Annotated in this window: 10 protein-coding genes; all 10 read left to right on the forward strand. The window is 56.4% G+C overall.

What is annotated here, in order from left to right; all coding sequences use genetic code 11:
• The first annotated feature begins 20 nt into the window (after positions 1-20).
• The 10 genes from ASE80_RS05995 to ASE80_RS29870 all read left to right on the forward strand — a co-directional run bounded on the left by ASE80_RS05995 (position 21) and on the right by ASE80_RS29870 (position 18158).
• Entirely contained in the window at positions 21-10514 is a 10494-nt protein-coding gene (locus ASE80_RS05995) for a two-partner secretion domain-containing protein (RefSeq protein WP_056858108.1), read from the forward strand.
• A gap of 261 nt (positions 10515-10775) precedes the next feature.
• Entirely contained in the window at positions 10776-11018 is a 243-nt protein-coding gene (locus tag ASE80_RS30640; protein ID WP_133257348.1) for a hypothetical protein, read from the forward strand.
• A gap of 37 nt (positions 11019-11055) precedes the next feature.
• Positions 11056-11619 carry a hypothetical protein gene (locus ASE80_RS06005; RefSeq protein WP_056858109.1) on the forward strand — a complete coding sequence of 188 codons (564 nt, stop codon included), beginning with the start codon at positions 11056-11058 and terminating at the stop codon, positions 11617-11619.
• Between the two features lie 168 nt (positions 11620-11787).
• Positions 11788-12170 (forward strand): transposase (locus ASE80_RS31315; protein ID WP_236708805.1); only part of this gene is annotated, 383 nt, incomplete at its 3' end.
• A gap of 588 nt (positions 12171-12758) precedes the next feature.
• Positions 12759-14537, forward strand: a complete 1779-nt coding sequence (locus tag ASE80_RS06010) for a hypothetical protein (protein ID WP_111452863.1) — start codon at positions 12759-12761, stop codon at positions 14535-14537.
• Positions 14534-14794 (forward strand): hypothetical protein, encoded by a 261-nt coding sequence (locus ASE80_RS06015; RefSeq protein WP_056858111.1) that lies wholly within the window; start codon positions 14534-14536, stop codon positions 14792-14794. The genes ASE80_RS06010 and ASE80_RS06015 overlap by 4 nt, the downstream gene beginning before the upstream one ends.
• Before the next feature lie 821 nt (positions 14795-15615).
• On the forward strand, positions 15616-15939 hold the full coding sequence (locus tag ASE80_RS31325) for a transposase (RefSeq protein ID WP_236708812.1): 324 nt from the start codon (positions 15616-15618) through the stop codon (positions 15937-15939).
• Positions 15830-16210: a hypothetical protein gene (locus tag ASE80_RS31330; protein ID WP_236708814.1), complete on the forward strand. Its 381-nt coding sequence runs from the start codon at positions 15830-15832 to the stop codon at positions 16208-16210. Before ASE80_RS31325 ends, ASE80_RS31330 begins: the two co-directional genes overlap by 110 nt.
• Before the next feature lie 53 nt (positions 16211-16263).
• Complete coding sequence (locus tag ASE80_RS06020; protein ID WP_082463569.1) at positions 16264-17490, forward strand: VENN motif pre-toxin domain-containing protein; 1227 nt, start codon at positions 16264-16266, stop codon at positions 17488-17490.
• Positions 17490-18158 (forward strand): hypothetical protein, encoded by a 669-nt coding sequence (locus ASE80_RS29870; protein ID WP_053253751.1) that lies wholly within the window; start codon positions 17490-17492, stop codon positions 18156-18158. The genes ASE80_RS06020 and ASE80_RS29870 overlap by 1 nt, the downstream gene beginning before the upstream one ends.
• The last annotated feature ends 572 nt before the right edge of the window (positions 18159-18730 follow it).

Raw genomic sequence — 18730 nt, forward strand, 5'->3', positions numbered from 1 at the left:
GCTGCAACGAGAATTTGACCATGGATGTTCGCCACTTTGCCTTTCTGGCCCGCCAACCTTCTGCTGCCTTGAAGCGCCGCGACGCGTTCTTCGGCCTGCCCAAGCGCGGCCTGGTGCTGATCCTGGTCAACGCGCTGTTCTGGCAGCCGTTGCTGGCCCAGGCCGAAGGCATTGTGGTGAGCAACCCGGCCACCAGCGTCGGCCAGGCCGGCAATGGCGTGCCGGTGGTGAACATCGCCACCCCTAATGGCAGTGGCTTGTCCCACAACCAGTTCAAGGACTACAACGTCGGCCCCAACGGCGTGATCCTCAACAACGCCACCGGTGCGGTGCAGAACACCCAACTGGGCGGTTACATCGTCGGCAACCCCAACCTCAAGGGCGGCGCGGCCAACGTCATCCTCAACGAAGTCAACGGCGGCAGCCCGAGCCAGTTGCGCGGTTACACCGAAGTGGCGGGGCAGTCGGCCAAGGTCATCGTCGCCAACCCTTACGGCATCACGTGCAGCGGTTGCGGGTTTATCAACACGCCCAACGTGACCCTGACCACCGGCAAGCCGATGATGGACAACGTTGGCCGCCTGGACCACTACCAGGTGGACGGCGGCGCCGTGACCATCGACGGCGAAGGCCTGAACGCCAGCAACGTCGACCGCTTCGAAATCATTACCCGCTCGGCCAAGATCAACGCGCAAATCAACGCCCGTGAACTGGCCGTGGTCGCCGGGCGCAACGACGTCGACGCCAAAAGCCTCAAAGCCACTGCGCGGGCCGACGACGGCAGCGCCAAACCCGAGCTGGCCATCGACTCCAGCGCCCTGGGCGGCATGTACGCCGGCGCAATCAAACTGGTGGGCACCGAAGCTGGTGTGGGCGTGAAACTCGACGGCACGTTGGCGGCCAGTGGCGGCGATATCCAGCTCGATGCCAATGGGCATTTGAGCATGGCGCAAGCCGCCGCCAGCGGCGCGGTCAACATCAACGCCGCAAGCCTTAACGCCAAAGGGCCGGTGTATGCCGGTACCGCCCTTAACGTGAACACCCAGGGCGACCTAACCAACCGCCAAAGCCTGGCCGCCCGTGACCGTATTGCGCTGTCCGCCGGTGGCACCTTGACCAACGGCGACATCATCGAAGCCGGGGTCAACGCCGACAACACTCGCAACGCCACGGGCGACGTGAGCCTGCGCGGCAAGGCCGTCACCAACACCGGCGCCAGTGTGATTGCCAGCCGCGCGTTGAGCGTGGATGCCCAAGCGTTGAACAACCAGGGCGGCACACTGGGTGCCAAACAGCGCACCCAAATAACCGCCGCCGCAGTCGACAACCAGAACAAAGGCCGCATTCTCAGCAACGGCGGCCTGGCCATCACGGCCGATCGCCTGCAGAACACCCAAGGTGGGTTGGTCACCAGCAATGGGCCGCTGACCGCCGTCGTCGGTGAGGTGCATAACCAGGGCGGTGAACTTTCAAGCCTCGACACCGCAGCGCTCACGGTCGCGACCCTCGATAACGTCGCAGGCCTTATCACGGCGGGCAATGCGCTGAGCCTCAACGTCGGCAGCCTCAACAACCAAGCCGGGCTGGTCACCAGCCAAGGCACGGTAAGCGTGGCCGGTAATAGCCTCGACAACCGCCAAAAAGGCTTGGTCGCAGGCGTGGGTGGTGTGCAGGCCAATGTCGTCAATATCGACAACCGCAACGGCGAGCTGTCCAGCCGTGCGGGCGTGCAGGTAACCGCTACGCAACTGGATAACAGCGACGGCGGGCTGCTGATTGCTGGCGCCGGTGCAGGTTTGAATGTCGACCAACTGCTTAACCGCAACCAGGGTCTGATCAGCAGTGAAGGGCTGCTGAGCATCACCGCGCGCACGCTGGCCAACGGCGGCGGCACGCTCTCCAGCGCCGGGCCGCTGACCCTCAGTGCACTCGGCGCGGTGGACAACCGAGGCGGGCGGCTAGTCACCGATGGCAGCCTGATACTCAACGCCGCAAGCGTCGACAACAGCCAGAACGGCACCCTCAGCGCGCGCCAGGCCCTGTCCCTCGGCACTGCCGACCTGAACAACCAGCAAGACGGCCAGATCACCAGCGCCGAGGCCCTGACCCTGGACCTCAACCGGGGCGAGTTCAATAATCAGAACGGCCTGATCAACGCGCCGCTGTTGATGCTCAACAACCTCAAGAACGTGCATAACCAGGGCGGCGAAATCTCCAGCAGCCAGTCGTTCACACTCACCGCCGACAACCTCGATAACAGCAGCGGCAAACTGCTGAGCAACGCCGCGCTGACCCTGCGCATCGGCCAGGCCCTGGCCAACGTCAAAGGCATGATCGCTGCCGCCTCGGTTGACGCCCACGCCACCGACCTCGACAACAGCGGCGGCACCCTCACCAGCCGTGGCGACACGCTGCTCAACGTGGCTGGCCGCCTGACCAACCGCGACCAGGGCCTGCTCAACGCCAGCAATACGCTGACGCTCAACAGCGCCGCGCTGGACAACCAGAACGGCTCGCTGCTGGGCAGCGCGATTGCCCTGGATTTCGGCACCGCCACCGGCGACCTGAACAACGCGGGTGGCCTGATCACCACCGCCGGCAACCTCTCCATCAACCACCTGCGCGACCTCAATAACCAGGGTGGCGAACTCTCCAGCGCGCAAACCCTGAACCTCAACGGCCGCACGTTGAACAACAGCAACGGCAAGCTGATCAGCAATAACCTTCTGGTGATCAATGCCGAAAACCTGATCAACCAGAATGGCCTGATGTCCGGCTGGCAGGGCCTCACCGTCAGCGGTGCAAACCTGGACAACCGCAACGGCGGCACCTTGTCGAGCCGATACGGCGACCTTAACGCCACGCTGACCGCCAACCTGCTCAACAGCGCAGGCGGGGCACTGGTGAGCCAGAAAGCGCTGACCGTTAATGCCGGCGAACTGGACAACAGCAACAAAGGCGTACTCTCCAGCGCGGCCGGGCAGACGCTGACCGTCGGCGGCTTGCTGAACAACGCCCAGGGCGGCGTGATCGACAGCGGCGCGGCCCTGAGCCTGACTACGCAAAACCTGGACAACAGCGCCGGCAGCATCAGTGGCGGCACCGCCACCACCCTCGACCTGCTCGCGACCCTGACCAACACCAACGGCAAACTGGCCAGCGGCGACCCGCTGTTGATCAGCCGCGCGGCGCAGATCAACAACCAGGGCGGCCAGATTGCCAGCCAGGGCCTGTTGACCCTGCTGACCGGCGGCCTGGATAACCGTAACCGTGGCACCCTGGCTGCCAACGACCGCTTGAGCCTTACCGCCAGCGGTCTGGTGCAGAACGGCAACGACGGCTTGATCTACAGCCAGAACGCCGACCTCAGCCTCACGGCCAACCGCTTGGACAATGGCAAAGGCACCTTGCAAAGCCAGGGCGGCATGACCGCCAACGTGGCCGACACGCTGGATAACCAGAGCGGCAAACTGATCGCCCAGGCCGGTGACCTCAGCGTCAACGCCGCCAGCCTCGACAACCGTGGCGGCACCCTCGCCAGCCTCAAGGCCGCGCTGCAAACCCAAGTGGTCGGCGTGCTGCGCAACGGTTACGACCTCAACAACAACCGCCAGGGCGGCGTGATGCAGGGGCAAAGTCTCAACCTGCAAGCCGGCAGCGTGGACAACTATGGCGGTCGCATCGCGGCGCAGGGCGGCAACGCACTGGTCACCACCGGCAACTTCGACAACCGCAACGGCGGGCTGTATGCCAAAGGCCTGATGCGCGTGGTCGGGCATGATTTCGATAACAGCGGCGACAACGACGGCCAGATCGCCGGCCAACAGATCGACCTGGACCTCAGCGGTGCACTCAACAACCGCCTGGGCATCATCGAAAGCGAAAGCAGCCTGAAGGTGCGCGCGGCCAGCCTCGATAACCAGACCGGGCGCCTGCGTGCGCTGGGCACGGCGGGTACCACCGAATTCGCCATCGGCGGTCTGTTCGACAACCGCAACGGCGTGCTGGAAACCGCCAACAACGACCTGACCCTCAACGCCGGCAGCTTCCAGAACCTGGGCGGCAACGTACTGCACGTGGGCACCGGCAAGTTCGGCATTGCCCCGGCCAACCTCAACGACGTGGGCGGCAGCCTGGTCACCCGTGGCGACCTGACCATCACCCAGGGCAACTGGACCAACAGCAGCGTGATCCAGGCCGGGCAACTCACCGTTAACGTCGACAGCCTCGACCAGACCGCCACCGGCCAACTGCTCGGCGCGCGGCGTTTTGTCGGCAATGGTGCCAACTGGACCACCCACGGCCTGATCGCCAGCGACGGTGCGCTCGACCTGACCTTGAGCGGCGCCCTCAACAGCAGCGGGCGCATCAGCAGCCTGGGCAACCTCAACCTCAGCGCCGCACAGGCCAACTTGAGCGACACCGCTAGCATTGCCGGCGGTGGCGTCACCACCGCCAACATCGCCGGCACACTCAACAACCGTGGGCGCCTCACCGCTGCCACCGACCTGGTGGTCAACGCCGGCACACTCAACAACTACGCGACCCTGGGCAGCGGCCAACGACTGGTCGCCACCACCGGCGCCTTGCTCAATGACCACGGCCTGATCTTCAGCGGCGGCGACATGAGCCTGCGTGTGGACGCGCTGAACAACAGCTACGCCGACGTCTACAGCCTGGGCAACCTCAGCGTCGACCGTGACGGCAAGGGCGGCCTGGCCAGCAGCATCCTCAACAGCTCATCGACGATTCAGAGTGACGGCAACCTCAGCCTGTCCGCCAACTCGATCAAAAACCAGCGGGCGGTACTCGACGTCAACGATGCGGGTGTCTACACCGCCTCGGCCACCGAAGGTACGTGCATCAAGTACGTTAACGCCGGTGACTGCAAAGCCGGCGGCACCCCGCGCAACTACGTGTGGGAACTGGTGACCCGCGACAAACTGGAAGTCACCGCCGCCAGTGCCGGTTCAAGCATCACCGCCGGCGGCAACATGACCCTGGCCGGCGGCGACCTGCTCAACAGCAGCAGCTCGATCGCGGCCGGCGGTAACTTCACCGCGCGCCTGAACAACCTGGTCAACACCGGCATCGAAACCGGCGAGACCGAGACTTATCGTCTTTTCACGTCAGAGCGCACCAAGCACCCTGAAGGTTGGTTCGGCGCCGCCGCCGCACTCACCAACAAATACTGGTACAAAAGCGCCGGTTACAACCCCAATGACCTCGGCGGCCTTGAAGCCACCGTGGCCAACTTCATCGGCATGATGGAGATCGAGCGCACCCAGTTCGGCAAAGTCACCAAAATCGCCAGCGATGACCAACGTTACGCCGCCGTGATTCAGGCTGCCGGCGCGGTAGACGTCAAGGCCCAAGCCGGGATCGACAACAGCGTAGTGCGCCTGGGCTACAACTACATCGGTGCGGGCGCCAAAACCACCACCGACGCCACCGGTGCCAGTGGCGCAGCCGGTTACTCCACCCGCGTCACGCTCAACCAGCAACTGCCGCCGGACCTGGCCCAACAGCAGATCAACCCGCTGAGCCTGCCCGGCTTCACCTTGCCAACCGGCCAGGGCGGGCTGTTCCGCCTCAGTGGCCAGAGCGCCAGCGCGCCTGCCAGCACCGGCCCGCAAGGCTGGACCCTGGGCGGCGGCAGCGTCGACCGCACGCCGGTTACCGGCCCGGTCGTGCCCGGCAGCGGCACCTCGGCCGACGGCGTGGTGATCAACCGCGTGCAAGGCCTGCCAGACAGCCAGTTCGTCTCCAACCCACAGAAATACCTGATCGAAACCAACCCGCTGCTGACCAACCTCAGCCAGTTTTTAAGCTCCGATTACATGCTGTCCAAACTGGGCTACGACCCGGACCAGGCACAAAAGCGCCTGGGTGATGGCCTGTATGAACAGCGCCTGATCCAGCAAGCCGTGATCGCCCGCACCGGCCAGCGTTTCATTGATGGCCAGACCAGCGACACAGCGATGTTCAAGTACCTGATGGACAACGCCATCGGCACCAAACAGGCGCTAAACCTGGCCGTAGGCGTGAGCCTCACCGCCGAGCAAGTCGCGGCCCTGACCCACGACATCGTGTGGATGGAAAACGCCACCGTCGCCGGCCAGCAAGTGCTGGTGCCCGTGCTCTACCTGGCCCAGGCCAACAACCGCCTGGCGCCCAACGGCGCACTCATCACCGGCAGCGACCTGAACCTGGTCAGCGGCACCGACCTCAACAACGTCGGCACCCTGCGCGCCACCAACAACCTCGCCGCCAGCGCCGGGCGCAACATGGTCAACGGCGGCCTCGTGCAAGCGGGCAACCGCCTCGACCTGCTCGCCGGCAACAACCTCACCAACCGCGCCGGCGGCATCATCGCCGGGCGCGACGTCAGCGTGAGCGCAGTGAATGGCGATGTACTCAACGAACGCACCGTCACCAGCCACCAGAGCAGCAGCGGCTACCGCACCGAGCGCACCGACTTCGTCGACAACGCCGCCCGCATCGAAGCCGCCAACACCCTCACCCTGCAAGCCGGGCGCGACGTCAACAGCACCGGCGGCGCCTTCAAAAGCGGCGCCGACCTGGGCGTTCAAGCCGGGCGCGATGTAAGCCTGGCCACCGCCGAACAGCGCAACGCCAATGCCGTCAGCACCTACATGCGCAGCAGCAGCGCAACCCAGTACGGCACCGTGATCGAGGCCGGTCGAGACTTCCAGGTGGTGGCTGCGCGGGACATCAGTGCTATCGGCAGCCAGTTGAATGCCACGCGTGATCTGGCGCTGGTAGCCAAGGGCAATGTGAACCTGGCGTCGGCGGCGAATGAACAGCATTCGGCGTTTAATTCCAGGAAGGTCACCAGTGTTGAAGACCATGTTCAGCAGGTATCGACCGTGCTCAAGGCTGGCGGTGATGCCACCCTGAGCGCCGGGCAGAACCTGCAACTGGTGGCCAGCCAAGTGGACGCGGGCAAAGAAGCGTACCTGGTTGCGGGTAACGACCTTGCCCTCAAGGCGGCTGAAAATCAGGACTACAGCTTCTACAGCAAAACCAAGAAGACCTCGTCCGGGAAGAAATTCCGTCTGGATGAGACATCCGCCATCAACAATGTCGGCAGCCTGGTCAGCGCGGGCACCAACAGCACCGTCGTGGCGGGTGCAAACCTGTTGCTGGCCGGCAGCGCCGTCACTGCCGACAAAGGCGCTGCGCAACTGGTCGCAGGCCAGGACGTCAGCATTCTTGCGGTCACTAACTCCGACAGCGCCCGTCACGAACGCAAAGAAAGCAAAAGCAGTTGGGGCGGCCTGAAGTCGAGCAAGGTTCAGGACAAAGTCGACGAAAAACGCACCACCGCCCTAGGCAGCATGGTCTCCGGCGAAACCGTCACCATCGCCGCCAATCGCGACGCCACAGTCACCGGTTCCAACCTTGTCAGCACCGGCGACCTCGCCATCCAGGCCGGCCGCGACCTGACCATCGACGCGGCGCAAAACACCTTCGCCCGCACCGACATGCACAAGGAGAAGAATCGCGACCTCACCGGCGTGCTGACCGGCAACAAGCTCGGTCTGGACGATGTGACAGGCAACCAGAAGCTGTACATCAACAGCTCGAAGCACAATGGCACGGCCAATGAAATGACCTTGACCGGCAGCACTATTGGCTCGAGTGCGGGCAATGTGTCGTTGACAGCGGGGCGTGAGTTGAAGGTGGTGGCCAGTGATCTGGTGAGCACCAAGAACATGGAGTTGAGTGGGGCTGATGTCACCGTTACTTCGGGGATGGAGACGGCCAGTCAGACCAGTAAGGACAGCTCCAAGAGCTTGGCGGTTGGGCGGGTGATCGCGGGCTCGGTGGTGGACACCGCCACCAGCATGCGCGATGCCGTCAAAGCGGCCCGTAGTGCTGATGACCCACGCCTCAAGGCAGTCAAAATCGCCCAGGCTGCCCTCGCCGCCTACAACCTGAACGGCCAGGCTTCGGACGCCAATGCGCAAAGCTCCGGTTTCAAAAATAAAGTCGGCGGCACGCCCGGCAACGGTTCGCTGATCAAAATCGGCACCGAACTGGCCAATAACCGCAGCAAGAACAGCATCGAATTCAACAGCGTCACCGCCAAGCAGAGCACGCTCAACGCAGGGCAAGACTTGTCGATCGTTGCCACGGGCGCTGCGGCGGGTACTCAGGGTGATATCCAGATCACCGGCAGCCGCTTGAAAGCCGCCAACACGTTGTTGTTAGCCAAAAACGATGTGTTGATGCAAAGCGCACAAAACACCACCGACCGCAAAAACGAAGGGTCGAAAAATAAAACCGCCATCGGAGCCAGCTTCAATATTGGCGAGCAAAACGGCTTCACCCTCGACCTCGGTGCGCAGGGTGCCAAGAACAATGGCAACGGTAACTCCGTCACTCAGGTCAATAGCACCCTCGATACGGGCAGCCTGTTGTTACAAAGCGGTGGCGATACCACCCTCAAAGGCGCCCAGGTTCGTGCGGACCGTATCAAGGCAGATATTGGCGGCAACCTCAATATCATCTCCCTCCAAGACACCGAGTCGTCGCGCAGCAAACAGAGCAGCGCAGGCTTCGGCGCGAGTATTTGCATCCCGCCGTTCTGCTACGGCTCTACCGTAGCGGGCTCGGCGAACCTTGCCGCCGCGAATATGAACAGCGACTACAAGGGCGTGACCGACCAGAGCGGTTTGTATGCGGGCACGGGCGGCTACGACATCAATGTCGGCAAGAACACCACCCTGCAAGGCGCGGTGATTGCCAGTGAGGCGTCAGCTGATAAGAACCACCTAAGCACTGACCGCCTGATCGTCAGCGACATCAAGAATGTCAGCGAAATCAAAAGTCAATCTGCCGGTATTTCGGTGTCTTCCAGCAGTACCAGCGGTGCGTCGATGGGCGGCAGCATCCCGATAGCGCTCAAGGAGAAAGACCATAGCTACACCCGTAGCGCGGTCAGCGAAGGCACGATTGTGGTTCGCAATGCCGAAGGTGCCAATGACCTGGTGGGGCTAAATCGCGATACCGACAACGCCAATCAGAAACTTGACCGGCCTGATGAAAAGGCGATGCAAGAGCGTATTGACCTGATCCAAAGCTCGGCGCAGTTGGCCAGTGGGGTGATCAGTGCGGTGGGGAAGGCGAAGGCGGATGAGGCGAAAGCACTGGCCGATAAAGCCAAAACCCAGACCGAAGCCGGTTCGCCGGATGCCACTGGAACGGTGCTCGCAGCGAATGCCGCTTATACGGAAGCCCAGCGCTGGCAGGTCGGTGGCGACAAACGCTTAATGGCCGATATCGCGTCCGGACTAATCGCCGCAGGGCTGGGTGGCGCGCCTGTAGGAACGACGGTTGGTATTGTCGCCAACACGGCCTCCAGCGATATCTTCAACAAGATTGGCGATTATGCCCAGTCGCGTGCGACTGATCCTAAGTCGGATGCGGCCACTCGGGCGGCTTGGGCTGAAGGCGGTGCGGCACGTGTGATGTTGCACGCGTTGGCGGGGGCGGCTATTGGGTTGTCCAGTGGCAATGTGCAAAGCGGCGCGTTGGGCGCGGGAACATCGGCTGCCTTGATGCCGACCATTGCCGACGCGCTGGGGAAAAATGGCATCAAGGGTGTGGATCAAGATGCAATGGCCGCCTTGATCGCGGCAGGCGCCGGGGCCGTGGTTGGCTCTGGGCGAGGTACCTCAGGTGCTGTTGTCGCGGGAGGAAACGCGATGTCGGTGGACGTCTATAATCGAGCAGCTCATGAGGCGGAGGTGGCGGCGATCAAGGCTGAGGCTCAGAAAGGTGACTTCACGGAAGCGAACCTGGAAAAGGCCATGTGTTACATCATCAAGTGCTGGGCTCATCTGGAGCGAGGGACCAAGGAGTATCACGATGCATACTTGAGTGAAGCCGATATGGTCGGGCTGAGTAATGAGCTTGAATGGGCAGATGCGCAGAGGGATAAAGGCCTGTTTAACTATTCGCTCACTGACTCGGTTTTTGATGCGGGAACGCGTGATGTCATTCCTGTGGTAGCTAACACCGCCAAGACTGTCACGGGAGGGGCAAGTGTTTACTCGGGGGGCACTCTATGCGGCACAGTGGCCGGGTGCTTTTTCGGTGGGCCTATGATTGTATTCGGATTAGGGAATATTGAGGAGGGCACCTCAGCCCTTTATAACCATGTTAATAATGAAGAGGGCAGTTATAATCATGTTAAACAAACTTTTGATCAGATTCCTGGCGGATATGGGCCGGTGATATATAGTGCCGCAGATTTCGCGTTATCAATTGGTTCGGGGTTTGTAAAGGTGCCTCTGAAGATGGGGTTGGCTGATGGTTTGAACAAGAAAAAATCAATATTTGATGTGACGGTCAGAAAGTTTGATAATAACCAATTTATTCTTGGTAAAAAGGCGCCGTATGGCGGTGCAATGTTGCTATATTTTCTGTCCGTGGGCGCGAAAGGCAATAGCCTTTACAATGAGGCGGTCGATGCGAGCAAGTAAACTTATAAATACCCTGCTGCTGATAGTTTCATTGTTGGCGGTGGTGTGTGGGGTGAGTACGTTTTTCGGCATGATGGTCGCCATAGTGGTTGGTATACTGCTTCGCACAGATTCGAACTGGGTGTTCATCTGGATTGGATTTCCCTTGTCAGGAATATTTGCTGTGTACTGGATAGTTACACGGTGGGATTATGTGAAATCCTTTATGTCCGGGCGTGGTGGGTGGTAGAGCGGGTAATCGAGGTCAGATCACGTTTGTATGTGGTCTTACTCCTGGCTGCGCTACTCAATGGCTTTCTACGATTTGACGGTAGCTGGAAGCGCTTTTTCCTCATGGTGCTGGTGCAGTTGTGGTTTGGCCAGGCGGTCTACAGCTATGCGCGAGGCGCCAGGGTGGCCATCGCGCCGGGCGGCATGAGTAAGGATGCCGACCCGGAGTGGCGAGCGGCGTTGGCCGGCTTCGCCCTGTTTTTATACGGGGTCGTATTTTTTTTGAGTTTTTGAACCTTGCATAGCCCATGTATGTATACGGAAAACCCTTATGAGAAAAGTTGCCTTTATCCTCTCGGCCCTGATCCTCGCGGGCTGTCACTCCAATGCGCGCGACTCGTCGTCCAGCCTGCTCAAAGACGGCGTGCAGTTGCAGCAGAACAAGGTCGTGGCCGATGCCGAGCAAGCCAAGGTGATCATGCGGGCCACCGGTTTTACCTACCCTGTGCAGTTCTCCGTGCGCCGTGGCGGTGATGCGGATCAGCGGCCGGAGATCCTCGGCACGGTGGTAGATTCAGGCCGTGGCAAGGTGTTCGGCTGGATCGCCAAGATGAGTGAGGTTGCCAACAGTGCGGCGGTCAAGCGCTTCCCGCAGTTGGAAGTGTTGGCTGATCCGTGGCAGACAATCGAGGTATTGGGCGAGTCGCGGGTGTATGACTCGAACTACTACCGCTACGCCGAAAAAATTGTCTACGCCTGCGGCCCTATGAGCTCGGCGTTCAAGCCGCAGAAGCAGAAGGTTTACCTGGTGGAGTTCGTAATCGTCGGCGCGGGCTGTGAGCAGCATGTGTATGACATCACCGATCCCGCGCAGCGTATTCCCGTCCTCGAGTGAAATAGGGGTCATGAAATAGGCAGAAATAGGGGTCAGACCACGTTTTTGTTTTTTAGAGTTGAGCAGAGTTGCTCTTTAAAAACATGATTTATTTTTTGTAATTATTCCACTCTGTTGGCCTGTTGAAGGGCGGCTAAGCTGTAAGCTCTTATCCAGTTAGGGGTTTATATGGCTCGCCGTCCTAGGGTTTTACTGCCGGATATCCCGTTGCATATTATTCAGCGGGGAAACAATCGGTCTGCGTGTTTTTACTCAGATGAAGACTATATTTTTTACATTGATACATTAGCCGTGCTTGCTGAATTGTATGGCTGTAAAGTTCACGCATTGTGCTTGATGACAAATCATGTTCATTTGTTGTTGACTCCCACCTGCTGCGCAGGGGCCGGCCTGCTTATGAAGGGACTGGGGCAGCGCTACGTTCAATATGTCAATCGAACATATCAACGAACGGGCACGTTGTGGGAAGGCCGTTTCCGCTCCTGTTTGGTTCAACAAGACAACTATGTTTTAGCTTGCTATCGATATATCGAAATGAACCCGGTCAGAGCNGGCACGTTGTGGGAAGGCCGTTTCCGCTCCTGTTTGGTTCAACAAGACAACTATGTTTTAGCTTGCTATCGATATATCGAAATGAACCCGGTCAGAGCCGGTATGGTTGCTCATCCGGGCGACTATCGCTGGACCAGCTATAGGGCAAACGCACAGGGCGAGCTATCAGGCTTTATAAGCCCGCATGCGGTTTATAGCGAATTAGGTAGCGGCACCGCGCAACGAGCCGAAGCTTACCGGTCTATATTCAATGATCGACTTTCACCTGGGCTGATAGAACAAATCCGATCTTCTACAAACGGTAATTATGTTTTGGGCGATCAGAAGTTTGCGTCCGAGATCGCGCNAATGATCGACTTTCACCTGGGCTGATAGAACAAATCCGATCTTCTACAAACGGTAATTATGTTTTGGGCGATCAGAAGTTTGCGTCCGAGATCGCGCAGGCATTAGGTAAAAGAGTTTCGCAGGGCGTGTCAGGACGCCCAAAAAAGTATGAGTTAAAAGAATAGTGGTCTGACCCCTATTTTCTTTCGACAGCAGGGTTCACCGATGCGCGCTCGGGCGTGGGTGGCACGATTCCGTTGTTGCTCAAGGAATCCGACAGCAACAAAACCCGCAGCGCCGTCAGCCCGGGAACAATCGAGGTAAGGAACGCGGCCGGGGCCAATGACCTGGTCGGCTTGAACCGTGACACCGCCAACGCCAACAAGCCGCTCGACCGGCCCGACGAAAAGGCCATGCAAGAGCGGATCGACTTGATCCAAAGCTCGGCGCAACTGTCGAGCACCGTGATCAACAAAGTTGCCGAAGCCAAGGCGAACAAAGCCGCAGCATTGAGCAAGCAGGCAGATGATCAGGCCAAGGCGGGCTCACCCGATGCTGAGCAAACCGCACTGGCGGCAAACGCGGCATATCTGGATGCCAAGGGCTGGCAGGTGGGTGGTGACAAACGATTGATGGCCGATATTACTTCCGGCCTAATTGCGGCCGGATTGGGTGGCGCGGCAGGGAGCACCGCTGTAGGGATTGTTGCTAATACATCGTCCAGCGACATTTTTAACAAAATCGGCAGTTTCGCTGATGGGCAAAAAAACCGTAAAGATATTGATGATGTGACAAGAGCCGCCTGGGCCGAAGGTGGTGCCGCGCGCGTTCTATTACATGCATTGGCAGGTGCGGCTATAGGTTTATCCAGTGGCAATGTACAGAGTGGCGCGTTGGGCGTTGGAACCTCTGCTGCGATTATGCCGTCAGTGGGTGAAGCTCTAAAAGGTACTGCATTAAGTGAGGTAGAGCAGAACGCACTTTCGACGCTGATAGCCACTGCTTTGGGGACCTCTACTGCATCAGGCAGTGGAGTCAGTGGCGCGGTTGTAGCAGGTAGCGGTGCGGCGGCAGTCGACCTCAATAATCGCCAGCTGCATGCCATAGAAATCAATAGGATCAAGGCGCTGGCAGGGAAATTTGCCGAAGAAAAAGGAATTTCTCTTGAGGTTGCCGAAGCTAGGCTCCTAGCCCAGGCGCAGCAAAACGTCGATAAAGATTTTGCTAATGACCATGCGATGGTCGATGTCAGTGCAATGTCGTTTCTGCGCTCCCAGGCAAATACATTCGTAGACGAAAACGGGCGTGCGATGTTGATGTTCGCGCCCGGCGGTAAAGACGCTTATGAAAACGCAGGGATGTACGGCCATACCTGGGGTAAGTTTTCGGCTGAGCAGCAAGCGATGTTAGCCGCCGCTTCAACCAAGAACCAGACTCAAAAAGACAGCGAGATATGGGAGGCAACACGTAATACTGCACTAGCGGGCCTCGGCAAAGGCGTGGTGAATTACCCCAGTGACGCCCTTAATGGAATCATCGACTTCGGAAAGCAGATTCTTCACCTTGATGGCGTCGGTAAGGAGGTTGTTACCGTACCGCTGGATTACAGCAATCCGGTCGAGCGAGACATTGCCAACGGTACGCAGCACCTGATAGATAATGCGATGATGGCGGTGGGCGCCGCGTGGTCTTCGGTTAGGAGTGCAAAAGAAGTAGCCGGAACGAGTAAGAATAATTTGCCTGTTCTTTTTGATGGGGAATTCGCTACTAAGCAGTTGCTTGGTACCGCTATGACACCTGGTGGTAAGCAAATTAACTTTCATGCTGCGGATCGTATGGTAAATCCGCCTAAAGGCAGAGAACCGATGACCATTCTGGAAGTAGAGGATTTTATTGATACAGCAGATAAAATTAGAAAAATAAAAATAGATGATCGTGGTACCTCTGTTACGCTCATGAACTCTAAATATCCTAAAGCTCAAATTGCTGTGGATGGGAATCGTATTATCACGGTTGTTAATCCGGTAAAGAAAAAATGACGATAGATAATTTGATTGAGCATCTTGATAGATTTGTGAGTGGTTCTAATATTTCGGTTCAATGGGCAAAAGATACGGAAACTCTTCTGGATGAAATTGAAGAAAATGAAGGTTTTGGTAAGTTTGAAAATCTCTTTGATGAGCTGCAGGAAAAGCTCTCGCTTTATCGGCCTGGAGGCGGCGATCATCTTATAGATGAGTTCGAAATGAAACTGTTTTGTTTAAGGGTTGTTTCAGCACTTTTAGAAGAGAGGTAGGCAATAGGGTCAGTCCGATATTGTCCTGCTGTAAAATGGTGCAAAAGGGCCGGGTTCTGCTGGTACGGGCACGACGGCGGAGAAATAGGGGTGAAATAGGGGGCAGACCACGGTTTAGGGTTTTGTTTTTTAGAGTTCAGCAAAGTTGCTCTTTAAAAACATGATTTATTTTTTGTAATTATTCCACTCTGTTAGCCTGTTGAAGGGCGGCTAAGCTGTAAGCTCTTATCCAGTTAAGGGTTTATATGGCTCGCCGTCATAGGGTTTTACTGCCGGATATCCCGTTGCATATTATTCAGCGGGGAAACAATCGGTCTGCGTGTTTTTACTCAGACGAAGACTACATTTTTTTACATTGATACATTAGCCGTGCTTGCTAAATTGTATGGCTGTAAAGTTCACGCATTGTGCTTGATGACAAATCATGTTCATTTGTTGTTGACTCCCAGCTGCTGCGCAGGGGCTGGCTTGCTTATGAAGGGACTGGGGCAGCGCTACGTTCAATAGGAAATAGGGGTCAGACCACGGTTTTCGTTTTTTAGAGTTCAGCAGAGTTGCTCTTTAAAAACATTATTTATTTTTTGTAATTATTCCAATCTGTTGGCCTGTTGAAGGGCGGCTAAGCTGTAAGCTCCTATCCAGTTAGGGGTTTATATGGCTCGCCGTCCTAGGGTTTTACTGCCGGATATCCCGTTGCATATTATTCAGCCGGGAAACAATCGGTCTGCGTGTTTTTATTCAGATAAAGACTATATTTTTACATTGATACATTAGCCGTGCTTGCTGAATTGTATGGCTGTAAAGTTCACGCATTGTGCTTGATGACAAATCATGTTCACTTGTTGTTGACTCCCACCTGCTGCGCGGGGGCTGGCCTGCTTATGAAGGGGCTGGGGCAGCGCTACGTTCAATATGTCAATCGAACATGTCAACGTACGGGCACGTTGTGGGAAGGCCGTTTCCGCTCCTGTTTGGTTCAACAAGACAACTATGTTTTAGCTTGCTATCGATATATCGAAATGAACCCGGTCAGGTTTGGTTCAACAAGACAACTATGTTTTAGCTTGCTATCGATATATCGAAATGAACCCGGTCAGAGCGGGTATGGTTGCTCATCCGGGCGACTACCGTTGGACCAGTTATAGAACAAACGCACAGGGCGAGCTATCAGGCTTTATAAGCCCGCATGCAGTTTATAGCGACTTAGGTAGCGGCGCCGCGCAACGAGCCGAAGCTTACCGGTCAACATTCCTGGATCGGCTCTCACCTGAGTTGATAGAAAAAATTCGATCTTCTACAAACGGCAATTATGTTTTGGGCGATCAGAAGTTTGCGTCAGAGATTGCGCAGATAGTAGGTAAAAGAGTTTCACCGAGCGTGTCGGGACGCCCGAAAAAGTGTGTGTTAAAAGTTTAAGAATAGTGGTCTGACCCCTATTTCCCCAGGAGCAGAGAGAGACGGTTTCAGCGTTGTCTGGTTTGGCCGCAGGGCTGGCGGGTGGGATTGCTGGCGGTGACCTGAGCGGAGCAGTGACGGGCGCGCAGGCGGGGACTAATGCTGTTCAAAACAACTATCTGAGTAAGGAGCAGAAGGCTCAACGTGATGCAGAAATGGCAGGCTGCGCGGGTCTGGGATGCCGGACTGGAACTGCTACCAAGTGGATGGCAATCGACATCGCGCAGGACGCAAGTTTCACAGCAGGTACAGCCGCGGGAGCTGTGTTGGGGCTCAATGACGCCGTGGACAGTATCGTGCACACCGCCGGCAACCTTAAGGAAACTTATGCGGCGCTCAAAGCCGTGGTTGAAAGCGGTGGCGTTTGGGATTCAGTCAAGCAAACGTACATCGACCGCATAGATAACTTGCAAGCGCAGTTTGAACAAGCTGGGGCGAGTGGTTCCTTCCAGGCTGGGGTTGAAACTGGAAAGCTGTTGAGTGACATGGCGGGTGTTCTTGCTGGTGGCGGAGCGCTCGTGAAAGGCGGCGCCATGTTGGCGGAGAAGGTTGCGGCCAAGGTCGCCAAGGCCGAGTTGCAGGCGGTGGCAAAAGAGGCAGGCGAAGCCGTTGCAACAAAAGGTCCAAACACTGCGTTACCTGGGACCACTTCGAAGGGGGAATACAGCAACAATCTCCCGGCAGGCTACGATCGGGGTCCCATTACCGTTGGTGGTAAGGCGGTTGATGGCGCTACGGATTTTAGTCTTGGTGCAAAAGAGCCCTCGGCGCCTGTAATGGGGGGATTGGATCTTTCGAAGGTCGATGTATTGACCATAAAAGACGCACGCAAGCTTGAGGGCGAAAATAAAGGTTTGATCTTCGTACAAGAGCCTCAGGGCGATTTTAGTAAGCCGTTCGTGAAATTCGAAGCGGGTACAACAGGAGCTTTTTCAGACGTTCTGTCGCAGCGTAAGGCCGTGCCCGCAATACGGTTTGACAACCCAAATCCTAACGGTAACAATTTCGTGAAGTTTGATGGTGTTGAGGATGTCGATGGTATTACCTTAATTGACCGAAAAACAGCATTGACATCGTTTGATAAGCAACTTCAAAGTGTTCAGCGAGTATCGAATGCGTTGAAACAAAATCCCGGTATCAAAGCCGTTTTTGAATTTCCAAGTCAAAAAGCGGCCGATAGAGCAACTGATATTTTGATTGAGCAAAATATCAGAAACATTACTGTGAGGGTTGCACCCTAATGGCTACGCATAAGCTTGAATTTCGTCATAGGCCAAAATTTTCAGAGTCGATTGAAAAGCGACACGAAAATTTTCTCGAAAGGTTGTCCGGCTTAGGTGCGCCATGGGATTTGGCCGGTGCTGTAGATGTTCCCGATATTGAAGGCGAGCTTGTTGTTTCTGTTTCTTTAGATAAATTCCTTCCAAAGGGAATAAAAGGTCGAATTGCATATTCTCTTAGAAGCGAGAGATATCTAGAAGATGATGCTCAATTTGATGACTCTATATTCATTGAGTTTTCGAATGCTAAAATTGATTATTTGGACTTGTTGAAAAGAATTTTCCCTGCGTACGTAGAGGCTTTTGGTGCCTATAGAGCTGCACTGCATGATTGGTCTGTCACTAGAAGCGACTGGCCGGCAGTAGTAGCTGCATGCGATGCTACAAAAAAAGATGTTAACGGGAGAGATGGTGTTTTTCGTATAAATGCGGCGAATTATTTTGATGAGAAATTGTGCCTTCGCGCATTTGGGAAAAGCCCTCAACAGATTATTAACTGTCTCAAGGGGCACGTTGAGGAGGCCTCGGAATTGGCCGGAGGTGTGTTGATTGTTGTTAGCTATACGCCGCTGACCACCAGCGAGATAGCTACTGCTGGAGAGCGATTAAAAGAACTTTTGGTTGGGTGATGCGAGGGGAGGCTAGGTCCAGAAGAGCCGGGGCCAACTGGCGCACTCCCAACAATGACGACTTGTTGCCCTGCCTGCTGTCCGCACGTGACCTCCACGCTTGGCAAACTGGTAAGACAACTCGAGACCAGTCGACCAAGATTAAAGGATGTTTCAAGGGCCTAATAACCCCAGCAGCATACAAAAAAGGGACTGTAGAAAAAGGGGACGGATTTATTTAATTGTCCAAGTTCTTTTTTACTTAAATAAATCTGACCCTTTTCGCCTTCAGATGGGGAAATAGGGGTTAGACCACGTTTGAGTTTTTTAGAGTTCAGTGAAGTTGTTCTTTAAAAATATGTTTTATATTTTGGAAAAATAGGGTGGACCACGGTTTTACTTTTTTAGAGTTTTGTAGAGTTGCTCTTTTAAAAGCATGATTTATTTTTTGTGATTATTTTATTTCGTTGGTCTAGTAATTTCAACTAAGCTGTAAGCTCTTATCCAATTAGGGGTTTATATGGCTCGCCGTTCTAGGGTTTTAATGCCGAATATCCCGTTGCATATTATTCAGCGGGGAAACAATCGGGCTG

This window comes from Pseudomonas sp. Leaf15 (assembly GCF_001421425.1).
In the GTDB taxonomy this organism is placed as follows: domain Bacteria; phylum Pseudomonadota; class Gammaproteobacteria; order Pseudomonadales; family Pseudomonadaceae; genus Aquipseudomonas; species Aquipseudomonas salomonii.